This window comes from Pseudomonas sp. TH37 (assembly GCF_016650735.1).
In the GTDB taxonomy this organism is placed as follows: Bacteria; Pseudomonadota; Gammaproteobacteria; order Pseudomonadales; family Pseudomonadaceae; genus Aquipseudomonas; species Aquipseudomonas farris.
Genome location: NZ_JAEKFD010000001.1, coordinates 16,567 through 37,331, shown reverse-complemented (window position 1 = coordinate 37,331; position 20,765 = coordinate 16,567). Strand labels below are relative to the sequence as shown.

Genomic DNA, 20,765 nt, shown 5'->3' with positions numbered 1-20,765 from the left:
TATATGAGCTTGAATCCTAGAGACGTCGTGATTGTCGACTTCGGTCGTACACCGATGGGCCGCTCCAAGGGCGGCATGCACCGCAACACCCGCGCCGAAGACATGTCGGCGCACCTGATCAGCAAATTGCTGGAACGCAACGTCAAGGTCGACCCGAGCGAAGTTGAAGACGTGATCTGGGGCTGTGTGAACCAGACCCTGGAGCAGGGCTGGAACATCGCCCGCATGGCGTCCCTGATGACGCAGATCCCGCACACCGCGGCCGGCCAGACCGTCAGCCGTCTGTGTGGCTCGTCGATGAGTGCTCTGCACACCGCTGCGCAAGCGATCATGACCGGTAACGGTGACGTGTTCGTGGTTGGTGGCGTCGAGCATATGGGTCACGTGAGCATGATGCACGGTGTCGATCCGAACCCGCACATGTCCCTGTACGCGGCGAAAGCCTCGGGCATGATGGGCCTGACCGCAGAAATGCTCGGCAAAATGCACGGTATTACTCGCGAACAACAGGACGCCTTTGGCGTGCGCTCCCACCAGCTCGCCCACAAGGCGACTCTGGAAGGCAAGTTCAAAGACGAAATCATCCCGATGCAGGGCTACGACGAGAACGGTTTCCTGAAACTGTTCGACTACGACGAAACCATTCGTCCGGAAACCACCCTGGAAAGCCTGGCAGCTCTGAAGCCAGCGTTTAATCCGAAGGGCGGCACCGTGACAGCCGGTACTTCGTCGCAGATCACCGACGGTGCTTCGTGCATGATCGTGATGTCGGCGCAGCGTGCCCAAGACCTGGGCATCCAGCCGATGGCGGTGATTCGTTCGATGGCAGTGGCAGGTGTGGACCCGGCGATCATGGGCTATGGTCCAGTACCGGCAACGCAGAAAGCACTGAAGCGCGCGGGTCTTGGTATCAACGATATCGACTTCTTCGAGCTCAACGAAGCTTTCGCCGCACAGGCGCTGCCAGTGCTGAAAGATTTGAAAGTGCTCGACAAGATGAACGAGAAGGTTAACCTGCACGGCGGCGCGATCGCCCTGGGTCACCCGTTCGGTTGCTCCGGTGCCCGTATCTCCGGCACTTTGCTGAACGTGATGAAGCAGAATGGCGGCACCTTCGGGGTAGCTACCATGTGCATTGGTCTCGGCCAAGGCATCTCCACCGTCTTCGAACGCGTTTAAGCGTTTCGCTGATGGAAGCCGGGGCCAAGTGCCCCGGTTTTTGTTTTTCCGGATTTATTTTGTTTTTATTTTGAAAAAATTTGAGTGAGGGCCAAAGCATGCCGATACAACCTGGGCTCTACGAACATTACAAAGGTCCGCAGTACCGCGTATTCGCGGTTGCGCGGCATTCGGAAACCGAAGAGGAAGTGGTCTTTTACCAAGCCCTGTATGGCGATTACGGCTTTTGGGTGCGCCCCTTGAGCATGTTCCTGGAGTCGGTCGAGGTTGACGGCGAACAGGTGCCACGCTTTGCTTTGGTACAAGCCGAACCGAGCGTTTTTCCGCAGTCATAAGGGGAGTGCGCGCAGAACCCTGCGCTTGACCTCACCTTGTAGCCACTATATATAGCGGTGCCGCGTCAGGCGCCAACCGCCTTTCACTTCTAGAATTCAGGAATTTTCTGATCCATGGGCAAATCGCTGGTCATTGTGGAATCCCCGGCTAAGGCCAAGACCATCAACAAGTATCTGGGTAACCAATACGTGGTGAAGTCGAGTATCGGCCATATCCGAGACCTGCCCACCAGCGGTTCGGCTAGCGCCAGCAAAGAGCCTGCCGCCAAGCGCGGCAAGGCCGCCGCAGGTGAAGGTCCGGTGCTCACGCCGAAAGAGAAAGCGCGCAAGCAGCTGGTCTCTCGCATGGGTGTCGATCCCGATCATGGCTGGAAAGCCAAGTACGAGATCCTCCCGGGCAAGGAAAAAGTCATCGAAGAGCTGCGCCGGCTCGCCAAAGATGCTGACACCATCTATCTCGCAACCGACTTGGATCGCGAGGGGGAAGCCATTGCCTGGCACCTGCGCGAAGCCATCGGTGGTGACGACAGCCGCTACAAGCGCGTGGTGTTCAACGAAATCACCAAGAAAGCGATCCAGGAAGCCTTCTCCAAACCGGGCGAGCTGGACATCGATCGAGTAAACGCCCAGCAGGCGCGTCGCTTCCTCGACCGCGTGGTGGGTTACATGGTTTCGCCGCTGCTGTGGGCCAAGGTCGCCCGTGGCCTGTCCGCCGGTCGCGTGCAATCGGTTGCCGTGAAGCTGGTGGTCGAGCGTGAGCGTGAAATTCGCGCGTTCAACCCGGAAGAGTACTGGGAAGTTCATGCCGACCTCGGCACCGCCAAGGGCGCGACCGTGCGTTTCGACGTGGCCCGCGAGAAAGGCGAAGCCTTCAAGCCGCTGAACGAAGCCCAGGCCATGGCCGCGCTGGAAAAGCTCAAGGCTTCCAGCTACAGCATCGTCAAGCGCGAAGACAAACCGACCAGCAGCAAGCCGTCGGCACCGTTCATCACCTCCACCCTGCAACAGGCCGCGAGTAACCGCCTGGGCTTCGGTGTGAAGAAAACCATGATGATGGCCCAGCGTTTGTACGAAGCCGGCTACATCACGTATATGCGTACCGACTCCACCAACCTCTCGGTTGATGCCGTGGCGATGGCGCGTACTTATATTGAAGGTGAGTTCGGCAAGAAGTACCTGCCGGAAAACCCGAACGTCTATAGCAGCAAGGAAGGCGCACAAGAGGCTCACGAAGCGATTCGTCCGTCCGATGCCAATACCGAGCCAAGCAAGCTATCGGGCATGGAGCGTGATGCTGAGCGGCTTTACGAGCTGATCTGGCGCCAGTTCCTGGCCTGCCAGATGCTGCCGGCGCAATACCTGTCGACCACAGTCACCGTTGGTGCCGGCGACTTCGAGCTGCGTGCCAAGGGCCGCATCCTGAAGTTCGACGGTTACACCCGCGTCATGCCGCAAATTGCCAAGCCTGGCGATGACGACGTGCTACCGGACATGGCCCAGGGCGACGCGATGAAGCTGATCAAGCTTGATCCGACCCAGCACTTCACCAAGCCGCCGGCGCGTTACTCGGAAGCGAGCCTGGTTAAAGAAATGGAAAAACGCGGCATCGGTCGTCCTTCGACCTACGCGGCGATCATTTCGACCATCCAGGACCGCGGCTACGTTGCGCTGCACAACCGTCGTTTCTATTCGGAAAAGATGGGCGACATCGTCACCGAGCGTCTGGCCGAGAGCTTCTCCAATCTCATGGACTACGGCTTCACCGCCGGCATGGAAGAGAACCTCGATGACGTGGCTCAGGGCGAACGCGACTGGAAAAACGTGCTCGACGAGTTCTACGGCGACTTCAAGAAGAAACTCGAAGTAGCCGAAAGTGCCGAAGGCGGCATGCGCGCCAATCAGCCGGTGATGACTGACATTCCGTGCGTGTTGTGCGGTCGTCCGATGCAGATCCGTACTGCTTCGACGGGCGTATTCCTCGGTTGCTCGGGCTATAGCCTGCCGCCGAAAGAGCGCTGCAAAGCCACCGTCAACCTGGTGCCGGGCGATGAAATCGCCGCGGACGACGAGGGTGAGTCCGAGTCGCTGGTACTGCGTGGCAAGCATCGCTGCCCGATCTGCAGCACGGCCATGGACGCTTACCTGCTCGACGAGAAGCGCAAGCTGCACATCTGCGGTAACAACCCGGATTGCTCTGGCTACGAAATCGAAGAGGGCACCTACCGCATCAAGGGTTATGAAGGCCCGAGCCTGGAATGCGACAAGTGCGGCAGCGAGATGCAGCTCAAGACCGGCCGTTTCGGCAAGTTCTTCGGTTGCACCAACGCCACCTGCAAGAACACCCGCAAGCTGCTGAAAAGCGGTGACGCGGCGCCGCCGAAGATGGATCCGGTGAAGATGCCTGAGCTCAAATGCGAAAAGGTCAACGACACCTACATCCTGCGCGACGGTGCTTCCGGCTTGTTCCTGGCGGCCAGCCAGTTCCCGAAAAATCGCGAGACCCGTGCTCCATTGGTCATGGAGATCGTGCCGCACAAGGATGAGATCGATCCGAAGTATCACTTCCTCTGCGAAGCGCCGAAGAAAGACCCGGACGGTCTCCCGGCAGTGATCCGTTATAGCCGCAAGACCAAAGAGCAGTACGTGCAGACAGAGGTCGACGGTAAGCCGACTGGCTGGAAGGCGTATTACGACGGCGGCAAGTGGACGGTTGAAGACAAGCGTCCATCAGCCAAGGCTTAAAAGGCTGTACACAAAAGGCCGCATGACAACTCTCGGGTTTTCATGCGGCCTTTTGTTTTGGGCTTGCGGGAAGCTCAGGTGATCCACGACACTGTCTGACCTGCGTGAAGCAATTATTTCGTTGTGGAGGCTGCCGTCATGGCCCACGAACTCTATACCCGTACCAACCAGAAGATTTATTTCGCCGGCCTGTCGCTGGAAGCGCTGGCCAAAGCCGAAGAGGGGCGGGCGATGAACTCCCTGGCGCTGATTCAGGCCGGACGCGAATCGGCGTTGTTTCACCTGTACGGTGCGCTGTTGGGGCTGTGCCATGAAATCGCTGGTTTCTATCGTTTGCCTCAGGCCAATGCACCGCGGGCAGAGATGCTGCTTACCCGCGAAGTGCTCGAAACCATCGCTATTCCGGAAATGGTCGAGATGGTTGAGCTGGCGCAAAACCCTGAAACCTGGCTAGCCAAGCTGCTGTCGGCACATGCAGTACTGTTTCAGCCGCCTCGCACTCCGCACAAGCCCAAGGGCAATGTGACGCAACCGCTTATTCTGGCCGTTAATCTGGATGAAGAAGAGGCGCCGGAAGAGCTGAGTCGGGAAGAGCTGGAGAGCTGGCGTCAGAACCTTAAAAGCCTGGCGATTCGGTTTCGCGAAGGGTTGAACGAGTGCTGAAAGATTGAGTATTTAGGGATGGGTCCGCTCAAGGAAGAGTGATGTCAGAAATTTCTCTTCGTGATGGCATTTGGTCAAGATCCCGAGCGAAGCTTGGCTGATGCCTATATAATCCCCGCCTTTCGTGGAGAACAGACCTTTATGCCAACGTCCTTTCTAGAAATTGTCGAGTTACCAGACGGCCGAATCGAGCTGCGCAGGGCCGAGGACGAGGGTTCTCTGGTTACTTTGGATTTCTCCGAGGATGCCAAGGTTTTCCTGCAAGGCCAGCATGTGGAAGTCGCCAAGGCGATGTTGAGCGTCGGTGTTCAGATGGCAGGACGTCTGGTTGAAGGCGAATTTGATAAGGAAGAGGGGCCGCGGGTTCTTCATTGATCCCGCCCGTCGGATTCTTCGGATGCCTCTACAGATTGGCTTCTCTATCCCTGGAGAAGCCCCGCGCTGTTCAGCGCGCACAGTGTTTGTCAGTTAACCCAGTCGAATATTCAGACTTTGCGCATCCCCGATACGGGCGGCGCTGATCAACTGTTGCCGCAACGTTGTGCTCAGCGGGTTAAGCCAGCTGACGACCGTATGGCTGCGGCCAAGTCGCAAGGCTTCGCAGGTCAACTGCTGAGCGCTCTGCGTGCCGCGCGGTTGCAGGAGCAGAATGCGCTCACGGTTCAAACCGGCGTCGCGTAACCAGGCTTGTGTCAGGCTGGCGGGCGGGGCGATCAGTGTCAGCCAGCGTGCATCCTGGTCCTGACTCAGTTCCCTGAGAATCGGTGCCAGAAGGTTCAGGCAGTTCCCGGCCGCGCCGCGCAGTGATAGCTCGCTGAAGACTTCGGGCTCGGCGCTCCAGGGCGATTCGACCACGTCTTTCAGGATCGGCGCCAATGGCTGTGCCATGAACGCCTCAAACAACGGCAGTTGGGCTTGCTGTGAGGTATGTGGGAACTGCATAAAGCCTCCTTTAGCGGCGAATCACGCCGACACTCAAGCCTTCGATAACCAGCTCCTGATCTTTCAGGTTGACTTCGATAGGGGCGAATTCAGGGTTTTCGGCAATCAACCAAACCTTGCTGCCGTCGCGCTTGAAGCGCTTGACGGTCACTTCGTCGCCGATCCGCGCCACCACGATCTGACCGTTGCGGGCTTCGCGGGTGGTATGGACGGCCAGCAGGTCGCCGTCGAAAATGCCGACGTCCTTCATGCTCATGCCATGGACCCGCAGCAGATAGTCGGCGCGAGGATGGAAGAACGAAGGGTTGATGTTGCAGGATTCCTCGATGTGCTGCTGGGCGAGGATCGGCGCACCGGCAGCCACCCGACCAATGATCGGCAAGCTGGACTCGTCGGCCTTGGCTTCGAAGCCAGGGATGCGGATGCCGCGAGAGGCGCCCGGGGTCATCTCGATCGCCCCCTTGCGAGCCAGTGCCTTGAGGTGTTCTTCCGCCGCATTGGGCGACTTGAAACCCAGTTCCTGAGCGATTTCCGCACGGGTCGGCGGGTAGCCGTTGTCTTCGAGGCAACGTTTGATGAAGGCCAGAATCTCTGCTTGGCGTGGCGTCAGCTTTAGCATATTGATCGCTCTGTCTTTTTATACAGTGACTGGGATTATATACAGTGAACTGGTCTTGGCAATGCCCCATTTTTTGTCGGCCGCTGGACGGTCATTTCGCTCGCTGATTGAAGCGGCACTGTTGTATGGTTAAATACCTGACCGACCATTCCCAAAACGAACCGCCAGACTTGACAAGGCCAAGGCTGAAACGTATGTTTCAAACAAGTGTTTGTCAGGCGGAGTAGCCATGGCCCAGTCGGAAACCGTTGAACGCATTCTCGATGCTGCCGAGCAGTTGTTCGCGGAAAAAGGTTTTGCTGAAACCTCATTGCGTCTGATCACCAGCAAGGCCGGTGTCAATCTGGCGGCGGTGAATTATCACTTCGGGTCGAAGAAGGCGCTGATTCAGGCGGTCTTCTCGCGTTTTCTCGGGCCATTTTGTCTCAGTCTCGATAAAGAGCTGGAGCGCCGTCAGGCCAAGCCCGAGAACAAGCCGACCCTTGAAGAGCTGCTGGAAATTCTTGTCGAGCAAGCTCTGGTGGTGCAGCCACGCAGCGGCAATGATCTGTCCATTTTCATGCGTTTGCTGGGGCTGGCGTTCAGTCAGAGCCAAGGGCACTTGCGTCGTTATCTGGAAGATATGTACGGCAAGGTGTTCCGCCGCTACATGATGCTGGTCAACGAGGCCGCTCCGCGGATTCCCCCGATCGAACTGTTCTGGCGTGTGCACTTCATGCTGGGTGCCGCGGCGTTCAGTATGTCGGGGATCAAGGCCTTGCGTGCGATTGCCGAGACCGATTTCGGCGTCAACACCTCCATCGAGCAAGTAATGCGACTGATGGTGCCATTTCTGGCTGCTGGCATGCGGGCCGAAACCGGCGTCACCGACACTGCCATGGCCACCGCGCAGTTGCGTCCACGCAGCAAATCGACCCCGGTCGCCGCCAAGGTTTAACCGCACACGGGTGGGCGCGGCGGCTGACATCCGCTAAGCTAGCCGCCCATGTCGACTCTCGTTCTGAACCCGCTCCTCATTGATATCGCCGACCTGCCGGGCCCAGCCCATGGCGGCGAATCGCGCGAGCCGGGTTTATCGTAATCAAGGAATCTCTATGACTGCTGGCCTGCAAGGCTCGTTGATGGTGGACGTCGCCGGTACCTGGCTGACGGCTGAAGATCGCCAATTGTTGCGCCAACCAGAAGTGGGCGGCCTGATCATTTTTGCCCGCAACATCGAACATCCGCGTCAAGTGCGCGAATTGAGCGCTTCGATCCGCGCCATTCGTCCCGATCTGCTGCTGGCGGTGGATCAAGAGGGTGGTCGGGTTCAGCGGCTGCGTCAGGGCTTCGTGCGACTGCCAGCCATGCGCGCCATCGCCGATAACCCGAATGCCGAAGAGCTGGCCGAGCAGTGTGGCTGGATCATGGCGACCGAAGTGCTCGCGGTGGGTCTCGACCTGAGCTTCGCCCCGGTGCTGGACCTGGATTACCAGCGCAGCGCGGTGGTCGGCACTCGTTCGTTCGAAGGCGATCCAGAGCGCGCCGCCTTGCTCGCCGGTGCATTCATCCGTGGCATGAACAGTGCCGGAATGGCTGCCACCGGCAAGCATTTTCCGGGTCATGGCTGGGCCGAGGCCGATTCCCACGTCGCGATTCCCAACGACGAGCGCAGCCTCGACGAAATCCGCGCCAACGACCTGGTGCCGTTCGCACGATTGAGCAAGCAACTGGCCGCCGTCATGCCGGCCCACGTGATTTATCCACAGGTCGATTCACAACCCGCCGGTTTCTCCCGTCGCTGGTTGCAGGACATCCTGCGCGGCGAGCTGCAGTTCGATGGCGTGATCTTCAGCGACGACCTGTCCATGGCGGGTGCCCATGTGGTCGGCGATGCCGCCAGTCGCATCGAAGCGGCATTGACCGCCGGTTGCGACATGGGCCTGGTGTGCAACGATCGTGCAGCTGCCGAGCTGGCCTTGAGCGCCGCCCAGCGTTTGAAGGTCAAACCTTCGGCGCGCATTGCGCGGATGCGCGGGCAGGCGTACGCCAGCACCGAATACCGTCAAGATCCACGCTGGCTGGCGGCCATCGGCGCGCTCAGAGAAGCTCAATTGATCGATTAAGGACTCTTCGTTATGACGGTTTACGCGATTATCGGTGGCACCGGCCTGACACAACTCGAAGGTCTGAACATTCGTCAGTCATTGGCGGTGGACACGCCTTACGGTACGCCTTCGGCCGAAGTGCAGATCGGTGAGTATGCTGGCAAGGAAGTGCTGTTTCTCGCGCGTCATGGGCACCCACACCGTTTCCCGCCACATCAGGTGAACTACCGCGCCAACCTGTGGGCCTTGAAGCAGGCTGGTGCCGAAGCGATTCTCGCGGTCAATGCCGTGGGCGGGATTCACACTGCGATGGGCACCGGGCATTTCTGCGTGCCGCATCAATTGATCGACTACAGCAGCGGCCGCGAACACACCTATTTCGCTGATGATCTGGAACAGGTCACACACATCGACTTCAGCTATCCATACAGCGAAGCCCTGCGTCAGCAATTGATCGCGGCGTTGGCGGCTGAAGGCGTTGGCTACAGCAGCCAAGGCGTGTACGCCTGCACCCAGGGGCCACGTCTGGAAACCGTCGCTGAAATTGCGCGGCTGGAACGCGATGGTTGCGACATCGTCGGCATGACCGGCATGCCTGAAGCAGCATTAGCGCGCGAGCTGGGACTGGATTACGCCTGTCTGGCGCTGGTGGTGAACCCGGCGGCGGGCAAGTCGACAGCGGTGATCACCATGGCCGAGATCGAGCGGGCATTGCATGACGGGATGGGTAAGGTGAAGTCGACGTTGGCGCGGGTGTTGAAAGGTTGATAGATCGTTAAACCGAGTCGACCCCATCGCGGGCAAGCCACGCTCCCACAGGTACAGTGATTTCCTGTAGGAGCGAGGCTTGCCCGCGAAGGCGATCTACCTATCGCCACTACCTATCAATTTTTTCCGGCAACGGCGCAAACAACGCTTCGATATCATCGCTCTGCAATTTCCAGTCCCCGGTCTTGCGCCCATCCAGCACGCCTGCGGCAAGATCGGATTTTTCCTTCTGCAGATGCTGAATTTTCTCTTCCACCGTGCCCCTGGCAATCATCTTGTAGACGAATACCGGCTTCTCCTGACCGATGCGATACGCACGATCGGTCGCCTGATTTTCCGTCGCCGGGTTCCACCAAGGGTCATAGTGAATCACCGTATCCGCTTCGGTCAGGTTCAGTCCTACGCCGCCAGCCTTCAGGCTGATCAGAAAGATCTGACGATTGCCGCTCTGGAATTCCTTCACTGGCGTGCGTCGGTCGCGGGTTTGTCCGGTCAGGATCGCATACGCCACGCTACGCTTTTTCAGCTCGTCCTCGATCAACGACAGCATTGAGGTGAACTGCGAAAACAGCAGAATTCGCCGACCTTCCTCAAACAACTCTTCCAGCATTTCCATCAGGCTATCGAGCTTGCCGGAAGTGCTGCCCCGCGCGGGCAGGGCGGCATCGTTGACCAGGCGCAAATCACAGCACACCTGACGCAGCTTCAGCAGGGCTTCAAGAATGATAATCTGGCTACGCGCCACGCCCTTGCGGGTGATTTCGTCGCGGACTTTCTTGTCCATGGCTAGTCGCATGGTTTCGTACACGTCGCGCTGGGCTTCGTTGAGTTCGACCCAATGGATGATCTCGGTTTTCGGCGGCAGTTCGGTGGCTACCTGTTCCTTGGTTCTGCGCAGCAGGAACGGTTTGATCCGACCATTGAGGTGCTGAAGTCTTACTTCGCTGGCACGCTTTTCTATCGGTACGCGGTAATCGCGGTTGAAGCTTTTCACGTCACCGAGCCAGCCGGGCAGCAGGAAGTGGAACAGCGACCACAACTCGCCCAGATGGTTTTCCAGCGGCGTGCCGCTCAGACACAGGCGCTGGCGAGCATTCAGCTCACGGGCTGCATGGGCGGCCTTGCTATTAGGGTTCTTGATGTACTGCGCTTCATCCAGCACCAGTACATGAAACGGTTGCGCGGCCAGGCGCTCGACGTCCTTGGGCAGCAGCGCATAGGTGGTCAGAATCAGGTCGTAATCGGCCAGGTTGTCGAAATGCTTTTTGCGACTGGCACCGTACAACGCCAGCACTTTGAGCTGCGGCGTGAAATGCGCGGCTTCGTCGAGCCAGTTGGGGATCAGGCTGGTGGGCATGACCACCATGCACGGCCGATCGAGGCGCCCGGCGTTCTTCTCGCTGAGAATGTGCGCCAGGGTCTGTAGGGTTTTGCCCAGGCCCATGTCGTCCGCGAGAATCCCGCCGACTTCCAGTTGCCGCAACGACTGCATCCAGCTCAGGCCTTCCAGCTGATACGGACGCAAGGTGGCGTTCAAGCCTTCGGGCGCCGCCGCGGTGTGGTCCTTGATGTCGCGCAGGCGCTGGGCAAAGGTGCGGATCTGCTCGCCACCTTCCCAGAGCAGCGGCAGGCCTTCCAGCGGATTCAGCCGCGTGGCGTCGGCCTTGCTCAGGCGCAGCGTGGTTTCGCCGGGCTCCTGCAGATAAAACTCGCCGAGAGTGGCCAGCACCGGCTTCAAGCGGCCGAAGGGCAGGGCGACCTGCAACGGGCCTTGGTCGGTACTGCGGCGCTGCGGAATGTTCACCAGAATCAATTCGTCGTCGCGACGTCGGGCGAGCCGTTCCGGGTTGAGGATCTCGGTGTGGGAGCGCATCAGGTTCAACAGGATAGGCAACAGGCTCAGCCGTTCGCCGTTGACGATGATCCCCAATTCCAGGTCGAACCAGTCGCGCTCGGGTGCTTGCTCGACAGTGGCGTACCAGTCATCAACGGCGGTCAGGTCGAAGCCGAAGTCCTCGTCGATCTGCAACTCCCAGCCCTGGGTGCGCAGCTTCGGCAGTTCGTTGAGGGTGAAGGTCAGCCAGGCGCTGTCGTTGACCATCTCGTAGAGTTCGCCGGCACTTTCCGGCAAAGCCTTGCTTTGTCGGGTTGCGATCTTGAAACCGAGGATTCGCAGCTGTTCCCTGTAGGCTTGTTCGACTTCCGGGTGACGTTTTATCCGCAGTGTCTGCGTCTCCTGGCGGATCAGGATGTCAGTGTTTTTCTGCCCACTGACGTATTCATCCAGATAGCTGAAGGACAGCGCCGCGCGATGCTGGATGTACCGCTGCATTTTGCCGTTGCGCGGTTCGAAGGCGCTGAACTCGATGCTCGCCAGCCACAGGCGCGGCACCGGTTGCACGTTGTCCACCAACACTTGTGGCGGCGCTTTCGGGCTACGGTTTTCCAGTACGGCCTGAAGTTTTTCCAGCAGTTCAGCATCTTTGGCCGCCGCCGGATAAGCGAGGGTTTCCTGCACTTGCAGCAACACCGCCGCGCAATGTTTGCAGTTGCTATGAACCGGGCAGGTGCACGTGGCGTCGATCATCAGCAAGGTGCCTTTGGCCGACTCGCGCAGGCGAATGGTCTGACGGTAAACGTTACCGCCAGAGCCTTCGCAACTGGCGGTGATGGTGGCGTCGCCGACTTCGACGATCCTGACGCGGTTCTCCAGTGCGTAGCGGCGGCCACGCTCCAGGCTCTGTTCCTTGAATCGGCTGACCCAGGATGTTGCCAGGGGTTTGCTCAGGGTCGGAGGCATAAAGAATCAATCAGTCCGGAATTACATCGGGGACTGGCCGAGGCGCAGGGGCGGTCAGCGAGGTGATCTTGATCAGCAGGCCCAAGTGGCCGTTGTCGAGAAAGTTCAGCTGGCCGTTCTTGGTGTGGCTTTCCTGTTTCAGGCGTTCGCTGGCGGTGACCAGGCCGTTGGCATCAATCTTATTGACCCAGAAGTCTGCATCGACGTCGGTGAAACGCCCCAATTTCAGGCTCAGCGTGCCCTCGATCGGGAACTGCCCGAACTGCTCGGTGCCTTCGCTGATCGCGACTTTGCTGGCTTCTTCGCCGAGCTTTTGTTGCCAGGCCTTGTGCATCAGCACTGTGTATTCATTGCTGGCGGTGAGCTTTTCCACTTCGGGATTAAGGCTCGGCGTGCGAAAACTGTCGGGGCTGACGCGTTGAGCGCCGGCATCCCAGTCTTCCGGCGCGGCGCGGCTGACGATCGCGGGCACGGTGTTTTGCCGCACCAGAATCATTTCAACCTGATACAGATCATCCGCAAACGCCGTGGGGGCGAGCAGCGTCGTGATTAACATCGTCAACAAGGTCAGTGAGCGAAACAGGCGCATGCGGCGTCCTTAAGCAGTGGTCGGAATGAGGCGCTCGAACAGCGCCTCTACAGTATTAAAACGCTCTTCTGGGTGCTCCATCGGCACCTGGAATTTGAACATCGTGGCGCCTTCGAATTTGTAGCGTTTGGGCTGGCTCTGAATCAGTTTGATCAGTGTCAGCGGGTCGACCGGTGTCTGCGCCGCGAACTCGATACGACCGCCTTGCGGGCCGCCGTCGACTTTCTTGATGCCCAGTTGTTCGGCCTGCAATTTCAGCGCCGTGATCCGCACGAGATTCTTGGTCGGCTCCGGCAGCAAACCGAAACGGTCGATCATCTCCACTTGCAGGTCCTTGAGGCCTTCCTCATCGGTGGCCGAGGCAATGCGTTTGTAGAGAATCAATCGAGCATGCACATCTGGCAGATAGTCCTCGGGAATCAACGCCGGTACACGCAGATTGACTTCGGGACCACCGCCCAGCGGCTGGTCGAGGTTCGGTTGTTCGCCCTTGCGGATCGACTTCACCGCGCGCTCGAGCATTTCCATGTACAGCGTGAAACCAACTGCCTGGATCTGCCCGCTCTGACCGTCGCCCAGCAGTTCGCCGGCACCACGGATTTCCAGGTCGTTGGTGGCGAGTACGAAGCCCGCGCCGAGGTCCTGGGTATTGGCGATCGCTTCCAGACGCTTTTCTGCGTCGGGAGTGATTTGTTGGCGCGGCGGTGTCAGCAGGTAAGCATACGCCTGGTGGTGACTGCGACCGACTCGGCCACGCAATTGGTGCAACTGCGCCAGGCCGAACTTGTCGGCACGCTCGATGATGATGGTGTTGGCGCTCGGCACGTCGATGCCGGTCTCGATGATGGTCGAGGCGATCAGCACGTTGAAGCGCTTGTGGTAGAAGTCGCTCATCACTTGTTCGAGATCGCGTTCACGCATCTGCCCGTGGCCGATGCCGATCCGTGCTTCCGGCACCAGTTCGGCGAGGTCGGCGGCGCATTTCTCGATGGTCTTCACGTCGTTGTGCAGGTAATAGACCTGACCGCCACGCAGCAGCTCACGGAGCAGGGCTTCTTTGACCGTGCTCTTGTTCTGCTCCATGACGAACGTGCGTACCGACAAGCGACGGGCCGGTGGCGTGGCGATGATCGACAGGTCGCGCATGCCCGACACCGCCATGTTCAGCGTGCGCGGAATCGGCGTAGCGGTCAGTGTCAGGATGTCGACTTCACTGCGCAGTGCTTTGAGCTGTTCTTTCTGACGGACACCGAAACGGTGCTCTTCGTCGATGATCACCAGCCCGAGGTTTTTGATTTTGACGTCGTCTTGCAGCAGCTTGTGTGTGCCGATGACGATGTCGATCTTGCCTTCGGCCAGGTCCGCGACCGCGGCGTTGACTTCCTTGGTCGACTTGAAGCGGCTCATCACTTCCACGCTCACCGGCCAGTCGGCGAAGCGGTCGCGGAAGCTGTTGTAGTGTTGCTGGGCGAGCAGGGTTGTCGGCACCAGAATCGCCACCTGACGACCGCCATGCACCGCGATGAACGCCGCGCGCATCGCCACTTCGGTCTTGCCGAAACCAACGTCGCCGCAGACCAGACGATCCATCGGTTTTGGCGCGAGCATGTCGGCGCGCACCGCTTCGATGGTGGTCTGCTGGTCCGGGGTTTCTTCGAACGGGAAGCCGGCGCTGAAGGTCGCGTAATCGGCTTTCGGGTCGGCGAAGGCATAACCCTCGCGAGCGGCGCGGCGGGCATAGATGTCGAGTAACTCGGCGGCCACGTCGCGCACCTGTTCGGCGGCTTTGCGCTTGGCTTTCTGCCAGGTCTCGGAGCCGAGGCGGTGCAGCGGCGCCAGGGCATCGTCGCTGCCGGTGTAGCGGGCGATCAAGTGCAGGTTGGCTACCGGGACGTACAGCTTGGCGTTCTCGGCATACTCAAGGGTCAGGAATTCGGCGGCTTGATTGTCGATTTCCAGAATCGTCAGCCCCAGATAGCGGCCGACACCATGATCGATGTGCACCACCGGTGCGTTTTCGCGCAGCTCGGTGAGGTTTTTGATCACTGCATCGTTGTTGGCATCGGCGCGTTTCTCGCGACGACGGCGCTGCATCACGCGCTGCCCGAACAACGGGCTTTCAGCGACCAGGGCCAGCGCTGGATCGTCCAGCAACAGGCCTTCGTCGAGCGGCGCGATGGTGATCGCCAAGCGCTCCTTGCTCGCAACAAAGTCTGGCCAGCTGTCGACGGTTTTCGGTCGCAGCTTCAGGCGTTCCAGCAATTCCAGCAGCACTTCACGGCGGCCCGCGGACTCGGCGGTAAACAGCACGCGGCCAGGGAATTCGTCGAGGAAACCGGCCAGCGCCGCCAACGGCTGAGTGGCCTTGGCTTCGATGGCCAGGTTCGGCAGCGGCTGAGCCGGGAAGCGCTCGCGACCGACACCGGTTTCCACGTCCTGTTGACTGGCAACCACACGGGGCCAGCTCTTCAGGCGGGCAAAGCAATCTTCCACAGGCAAAAACAGCTCGGCCGGTGGCAATAAAGGACGGGATGGATCGACGCGACGCTCTTCGTAACGATTGCGCACATCGTTCCAGAAATTCTCTGCCGCCTGTTCGATGCCCGGCAAAGAGAACACTTGTGTGTCCTGGGGCAGATAGTCGAACAGCGTGGAGGTTTCATCGAAGAACAGCGGCAAGTAGTACTCGATACCCGCCGGTGTAATCCCGCTGCTCAAATCCTGAAAGATCGGGCAGCGACGGAAGTCGACATCGAAACGCTCGCGAAAGCGCGCCTTGAAACGGGTGACCGCGTCCTTTTGCAGCGGGAACTCCCGCGCCGGCAGCAGGCGAACGGTGTCCACCTTGTCGATGGAACGCTGGTTTTCCGGATCGAAGGTACGAAGGGTTTCGATTTCGTCGTCGAACAGGTCGATGCGGAAGGGCAGTTTGCTGCCCATCGGGAACAGATCGATCAACGAGCCGCGTACGGTGAATTCGCCGTGCTCATAGACTGTATCGACGTAACGATAGCCGCTGGCCTCAAGCCGGCTGCGCATTTGCTCGACATCAAGCTTCTGGCCGACATCCAGCACCAGGCTGCTGCCGAGCAAGAATTTGGTCGGCGCCAAGCGGTGCAGGGCTGTGGTGATCGGCACGACCAGCACGCCATGCTCCAGCTCCGGCAACCGATACAGGCTCGAGATGCGCTGAGAGATGATGTCCTGGTGTGGCGAGAACAGGTCGTAGGGCAGGGTTTCCCAGTCGGGGAAATGCAGGACAGGCAAATCCGGGGCGAAGAAACTCAGCTCCTGTTCCAGCCGTTCGGCACTCTGGCTGTCGGCGGTCAGTAGCAGGGTAAAGCGCTTGGCAGCGCTGGCGGCCTCGGCGATGGCCAGGCTCAGGGCGGCACCGGGCAGGTTGCCCCAGTGCTGTTTACCTGCCGCGGCAGGGAGAAGCGGTAGACGCAGAACGGGCACGGAAGGTTGAGCTCCAAGCGTTGCGACAAAGTCGACAATTGTAACGGCCTCAGGTGCCGGCTGTCAGTTGCAGATATGTCTATTACGCGGGTTGGGCAAAATGTAGTGGTAATGACAAAATCGAGCGGTTTTTTAGTGAAAATTACTGATTATGTAGTGGCAAAACGAACGCGTGTTACGGATGGTTACGGACAAGGTGGCGATGCCTCCAAAAATTTGACGATGCTGGAGGCCCCGGTTTTACTGGGCTGGAGCGGGGCGTAATTTTTTTGAACGGGATTCTGTCACTGCCCGTGCGACAGGCGCGCATTGCTACGGGAGGCAGTCGGCGGCATAATGTAGCCCCTTTTTTCTGCCCCTACATGTGGAAGGTTCCCGTGACTCAGAAGCCCGACCAGTGTCTTGGTGAATGGATCGACCGTGAAGCACTCGCAGAAGCGATGATTCCGCTTATCGGTCAGCTCTACCGCAATAACAACGTGGTGAGCTCGATCTATGGCCGCAGTCTGATCAACCAGTCTGTCATCGCGATTCTCAAAGCTCACCGCTTTGCTCGCCATCGCCAGTCCGATGACAGCGAATTGTCCGTCCACGAAACATTCCCGCTGCTCAAGGCAATGAGCGAGCTCAAGCTCGGCGCTGCTTCGGTAGATCTGGGCAAGCTGGCTGTCAAATTCAAAGCCGAAGGTAATGGCCGTACCGCCGAAGCGTTCGTCCGTGACGAACTGGCCGATGTGGTCGGCAAGCAGAATGGTTCCGGTCGTACCGGCACCGACGTTGTCCTGTATGGCTTCGGTCGTATCGGTCGTCTGCTGGCGCGCATCCTGATCGAGAAAACCGGTGGTGGCGACGGCCTGCGTCTGCGCGCCATCGTTGTCCGCAAGGGCGCCGAGAACGATCTGGTCAAACGTGCCAGCCTGCTGCGTCGCGACTCGGTGCACGGTTCGTTCAATGGCACCATCACCATTGATGAAGCCAACAACACCATCACCGCCAACGGCAACCTGATCCAGGTTATCTACGCGAAGAACCCGACTGAAGTGGACTACACCCAGTACGGCATCAAAAATGCGCTGCTGGTGGACAACACCGGTGTATGGCGTGACGCCGAGGGCTTGGGCCAGCACCTGGCCTGCCCGGGTATCGACCGCGTTGTTCTGACCGCGCCTGGCAAAGGCAAGCTGAAGAACATCGTTCACGGCATCAACCACGGTGAAATCACTGCTGACGACAAGATCGTGTCCGCCGCTTCCTGCACTACCAACGCCATCGTGCCGGTGCTGAAGGCTGTGAATGACAAGTTCGGCATCATCAACGGTCACGTCGAAACTGTTCACTCGTACACCAACGACCAGAACCTGATCGACAACTTCCACAAGGGTGATCGCCGTGGCCGTAGCGCCGCGCTGAACATGGTCATCACCGAGACTGGTGCTGCCACCGCTGCTGCCAAGGCGCTGCCTGAGCTGGCCGGCAAGCTGACCGGTAACGCGATCCGTGTTCCGACGCCGAACGTGTCGATGGCCATTCTCAACCTGAACCTTGAGAAAGCCGCCACCCGTGAAGAGATGAACGAGTACCTGCGCTACATGGCGCTGCACTCCGATCTGCACAAGCAAATCGACTACGTCAATTCGCAGGAAGTGGTTTCCACCGACTTCGTTGGCTCGCGCCACGCAGGCGTTGTGGACGCTGAAGCGACCATCGTTCAGGACAACCGCGTTGTTCTGTACGTCTGGTACGACAACGAGTTCGGTTACAGCTGCCAGGTAGTCCGCGTGATGGAAGACATGGCCGGTGTAAACCCGCCAGCGTTCCCGCGCTAAGCCTTAGCCGCACATGAAAACGCCCCGACTTTGGTCGGGGCGTTTTTGTTTGTGGGTGATAGGCCGGTTGGAGGGTGTTGTTTATGCGGGCCTCATCGCGGGCAAGCCCGCTCCCACATGTTTTGGTGGTGGTTTCGCAATGGTGGGAGCGCCGCATAACCCTGTGGGAGCGGGCTTGCCCGCGATGGCGATTTATCAGGCGCCGCCGACCACAGCGGCTTGCGCAGTCCGCAATTCATGCCGATTGCCACGGAACAATACGAGGGTTGCGATTAACCCTAGCACCGCCGCACCACTGAGCCATATCCCCGGCGCCGCCTTGTTGTCCAGCACATGGATCAGATACGTGCAGGCCGCCGGTGTGAAACCACCAAAGGTCGCGGTCGCCAGGCTGTAGGCAAGGGAGAAACCGGTCGTGCGAACTTCCACCGGCATGATCTCGGTCAGGGCCACCACCATGGCGCCGTTGTACGAGCCATACAGGAACGACAGCCACAACTCGACGATCAGCAGATGGCTGAAGCTCGGGTTCGCCACCAGCCATGACAGCGCTGGATAGGCCGTGAGGATCGCCAGAATCGTCGCCGCCAACAGCAGGGGTTTGCGCCCGATCCTGTCAGACACAGAACCCATTACCGGCAGCCAGAAGAAATTCGACAGGCCAATGCACACGGTCACCAGCAACGTATCCAGATCCGACAGATGCAGTTCGGCTTTGCCGAAGGTCGGGGTGTAGGCGGTGATCAGGTAGAACGACACTGTAGTCATCACCACCAGCGCCATGCCGGCGAGGACGATGCCGAAGTTCTGACCAATCGAGCGGACAATGTTTTGCAGGGTAGGGCGGTGCTTGCGCGCCTGGAATTCCGGGGTTTCTTCCAGCGAGCGGCGGATCACGAAGATCACCGGCACGATCATGCAGCCGATCAGGAACGGCACGCGCCAGCCCCATTCACCCATTTCTTCCGGGCTGAGCCAATGGTTCAAACCCACGCCGAGCAGGCCGGCGAATACCACCGCAGCTTGCTGACTGGCGGACTGCCAACTGACGAAGAAGCCTTTGCGGCCTGGTGTGGATATCTCGGCGAGGTACACCGATACACCACCCAGTTCCACGCCCGCCGAGAAGCCTTGCAACAGTCGACCGAGCAATACGATCAGCGGTGCCGCGACACCCAGCGTCGCGTAACCCGGCACGCAGGCAATCAATATTGTGCCGGCGGCCATCATTGCCAATGTGATGATCAGGCCTTTGCGGCGGCCATGACGGTCGATGTAAGCCCCGAGGAAAATCGCCCCCAGCGGACGCATCAGGAAGCCGGCCCCGAAAGTGGCCAAAGACAGCATCAGGGAAGCGAAAGCGCTGTCGGCAGGGAAGAAGGTTTTAGCAATGGCCGTGGCGTAAAAGCCGTAGACCATGAAGTCGAACATCTCCAGGAAGTTTCCGCTGACGACGCGAAAAATTGCTTTGCCGTTGCTCGTATTGGAAGACATTTGTAGGTACTCACGCTGGTAAATCTTGTTTGAAAACGCTGCACCTGTGGGGGGGGCACAGCTCGCTCCCACAGGTTTTGCGTTTGACTGACGGGCGCTGGCAGACCTCGCTCTCATGCGCTCTGAGGCCCATAATGGCGGGCGCGGTTTTGAGGGGAGATGAAGATTTGTTAACTGGACGGTGGAGTGGACTTGTGGTGCTGGCCGGCGTTTTGTCCGGTTGTGGCAACGGCGACAGCCTGGAACGATTCGACGGCCCGACCATGGGCAGTCGTTATTCCATCCAATACGTAAGACATTCCTCCACGCCCGGGCCGAAAGCGGTGCAGGCTGAAGTAGAAAATATCCTCGCCGAAGTGGATCGACAATTCTCGACCTATCGCAGCGACTCGGACACCGTACGCTTCAACGCGCTGCCGGCCGGTCGCTGTCAGGTCATGCCTGGCCCTGTGCTCGAATTGATCCGCGTGGGCGAGCAGTTGTCATCCCAAAGCGACGGCTCCTTCGACTTGACGGTGGAGCCGCTGCTCAACCTATGGGGATTCGGTCCGCAGGCGCGTGAGGAAAAAGTCCCGAGCGCCGAAGCGCTTGCCGAGATTCAGCAACGCGTCGGCCACAGCCACTTGCGCATCGACGGTGATCAGTTGTGCAAGGACGCTGCGGTTGAGATCGACTTCAACAGCATCGCTGCCGGTTACGCGGTCGACACGATTGCCGCAAAGCTTGAAGAGCAGGGCATCCACAACTACCTGGCGGAGGTCACCGGTGAACTCAAGGCTGCCGGCAAAAAGCTCGACGGTTCACCTTGGCGCATCGCGTTAGAAGAGCCTCGGGACGATCAGCAAATCGCGCAAAAAATCATCGCCGTCGACGGCTACGCTGTGTCCACGTCCGGCGACTACCGCAATTATTTTCAGCAGAACGGTCAGCGCTATTCCCACACCTTCGATGCCCGCACCGGCGCGCCGGTCCTACACACCCTGGCGTCAGTCACAGTGATTCATCCTTCAGCGTTAATGGCCGATGGCCTATCGACGCTGTTGCTGATTCTCGGTCCTGAACGGGGTTGGGACTATGCCGAAACCCATGACATTGGTGCATTCTTTGTAATTCGTGCTGATACAGGTTTCGTCACACGCACCAATCAGGCTTTTGAGCGCCTGGCGGGTGAGAAAACCAAGTGATTGCGGTCTCAAAAGCATTTTTGATGGCGTTGTAGTGCAGGCAAAACTAGCCTACGACGCGACCAAGGGTTAATGTGC

At 59.2% G+C, this 20,765-nt stretch carries 16 protein-coding genes; 10 read left to right on the top strand and 6 right to left on the bottom strand.

All coding sequences use genetic code 11. From position 1 onward, the window contains the following. Positions 1-3 precede the first annotated feature (3 nt). The 5 genes from fadA (at position 4) to JFU11_RS00150 (ending at position 5,294) form a co-directional block, all read left to right on the top strand. Positions 4-1,179: an acetyl-CoA C-acyltransferase FadA gene (gene fadA / locus JFU11_RS00170; protein ID WP_008007076.1), complete on the top strand. Its 1,176-nt coding sequence runs from the start codon at positions 4-6 to the stop codon at positions 1,177-1,179. 98 nt (positions 1,180-1,277) lie between these two features. Further along, entirely contained in the window at positions 1,278-1,514 is a 237-nt protein-coding gene (locus JFU11_RS00165; protein ID WP_008007078.1) for a DUF1653 domain-containing protein, read from the top strand. 114 nt (positions 1,515-1,628) lie between these two features. Next, positions 1,629-4,256: a type I DNA topoisomerase gene (gene topA, locus JFU11_RS00160; RefSeq protein WP_052965460.1), complete on the top strand. Its 2,628-nt coding sequence runs from the start codon at positions 1,629-1,631 to the stop codon at positions 4,254-4,256. 138 nt (positions 4,257-4,394) lie between these two features. After that, a complete protein-coding gene (locus JFU11_RS00155) occupies positions 4,395-4,919 on the top strand; it encodes a DUF6586 family protein (RefSeq protein WP_201059243.1) in 525 nt (174 codons plus the stop codon). 141 nt (positions 4,920-5,060) lie between these two features. Next, positions 5,061-5,294, top strand: a complete 234-nt coding sequence (locus tag JFU11_RS00150; RefSeq protein WP_007907774.1) for a hypothetical protein — start codon at positions 5,061-5,063, stop codon at positions 5,292-5,294. A gap of 93 nt (positions 5,295-5,387) precedes the next feature. On the opposite strand, the gene sulA is transcribed toward JFU11_RS00150, so the two are convergent. Further along, entirely contained in the window at positions 5,388-5,861 is a 474-nt protein-coding gene (gene sulA / locus JFU11_RS00145; RefSeq protein ID WP_123720878.1) for an SOS-induced cell division inhibitor SulA, read from the bottom strand. 10 nt (positions 5,862-5,871) lie between these two features. Continuing rightward, on the bottom strand, positions 5,872-6,480 hold the full coding sequence (lexA, locus tag JFU11_RS00140; RefSeq protein WP_007907770.1) for a transcriptional repressor LexA: 609 nt from the start codon (positions 6,478-6,480) through the stop codon (positions 5,872-5,874). A 229-nt stretch (positions 6,481-6,709) separates the two neighbouring features. On the opposite strand from lexA, the gene JFU11_RS00135 reads away from it, so the two are divergent. From JFU11_RS00135 to JFU11_RS00125, 3 genes are all read left to right on the top strand, one after another. Next, the gene (locus JFU11_RS00135; protein WP_007933170.1) at positions 6,710-7,417 is read left to right on the top strand and encodes a TetR/AcrR family transcriptional regulator; all 708 of its coding nucleotides are present in this window, start codon (positions 6,710-6,712) and stop codon (positions 7,415-7,417) included. Between the two features lie 169 nt (positions 7,418-7,586). Next, positions 7,587-8,585, top strand: coding sequence for a beta-N-acetylhexosaminidase (nagZ, locus tag JFU11_RS00130; protein ID WP_177318835.1), 999 nt, complete (start codon positions 7,587-7,589; stop codon positions 8,583-8,585). A gap of 12 nt (positions 8,586-8,597) precedes the next feature. Beyond that, positions 8,598-9,335 carry an S-methyl-5'-thioinosine phosphorylase gene (locus JFU11_RS00125; RefSeq protein WP_201059241.1) on the top strand — a complete coding sequence of 246 codons (738 nt, stop codon included), beginning with the start codon at positions 8,598-8,600 and terminating at the stop codon, positions 9,333-9,335. Positions 9,336-9,444: 109 nt separating this feature from the next. Here the strand turns inward: JFU11_RS00125 and JFU11_RS00120 are convergent, their stop codons facing one another. The 3 genes from JFU11_RS00120 to mfd are packed head-to-tail and all read right to left on the bottom strand — an operon-like array spanning position 9,445 to position 16,183. After that, positions 9,445-12,135: a DEAD/DEAH box helicase gene (locus JFU11_RS00120; protein ID WP_123720880.1), complete on the bottom strand. Its 2,691-nt coding sequence runs from the start codon at positions 12,133-12,135 to the stop codon at positions 9,445-9,447. 10 nt (positions 12,136-12,145) lie between these two features. Continuing rightward, positions 12,146-12,724 carry a CsiV family protein gene (locus tag JFU11_RS00115; RefSeq protein ID WP_123720881.1) on the bottom strand — a complete coding sequence of 193 codons (579 nt, stop codon included), beginning with the start codon at positions 12,722-12,724 and terminating at the stop codon, positions 12,146-12,148. A 9-nt stretch (positions 12,725-12,733) separates the two neighbouring features. After that, a complete protein-coding gene (mfd, locus tag JFU11_RS00110; RefSeq protein ID WP_201059239.1) occupies positions 12,734-16,183 on the bottom strand; it encodes a transcription-repair coupling factor in 3,450 nt (1,149 codons plus the stop codon). 362 nt (positions 16,184-16,545) lie between these two features. On the opposite strand from mfd, the gene JFU11_RS00105 reads away from it, so the two are divergent. Continuing rightward, the gene (locus JFU11_RS00105) at positions 16,546-18,009 is read left to right on the top strand and encodes a glyceraldehyde-3-phosphate dehydrogenase (protein ID WP_123720883.1); all 1,464 of its coding nucleotides are present in this window, start codon (positions 16,546-16,548) and stop codon (positions 18,007-18,009) included. A 195-nt stretch (positions 18,010-18,204) separates the two neighbouring features. Here JFU11_RS00105 and JFU11_RS00100 read toward each other — a convergent pair whose 3' ends face one another. Beyond that, positions 18,205-19,503: an MFS transporter gene (locus JFU11_RS00100; RefSeq protein WP_201059235.1), complete on the bottom strand. Its 1,299-nt coding sequence runs from the start codon at positions 19,501-19,503 to the stop codon at positions 18,205-18,207. Between the two features lie 197 nt (positions 19,504-19,700). Between JFU11_RS00100 and JFU11_RS00095 the strand changes: the two genes are divergently transcribed. Further along, positions 19,701-20,687 (top strand): FAD:protein FMN transferase, encoded by a 987-nt coding sequence (locus JFU11_RS00095; protein ID WP_201059233.1) that lies wholly within the window; start codon positions 19,701-19,703, stop codon positions 20,685-20,687. The last annotated feature ends 78 nt before the right edge of the window (positions 20,688-20,765 follow it).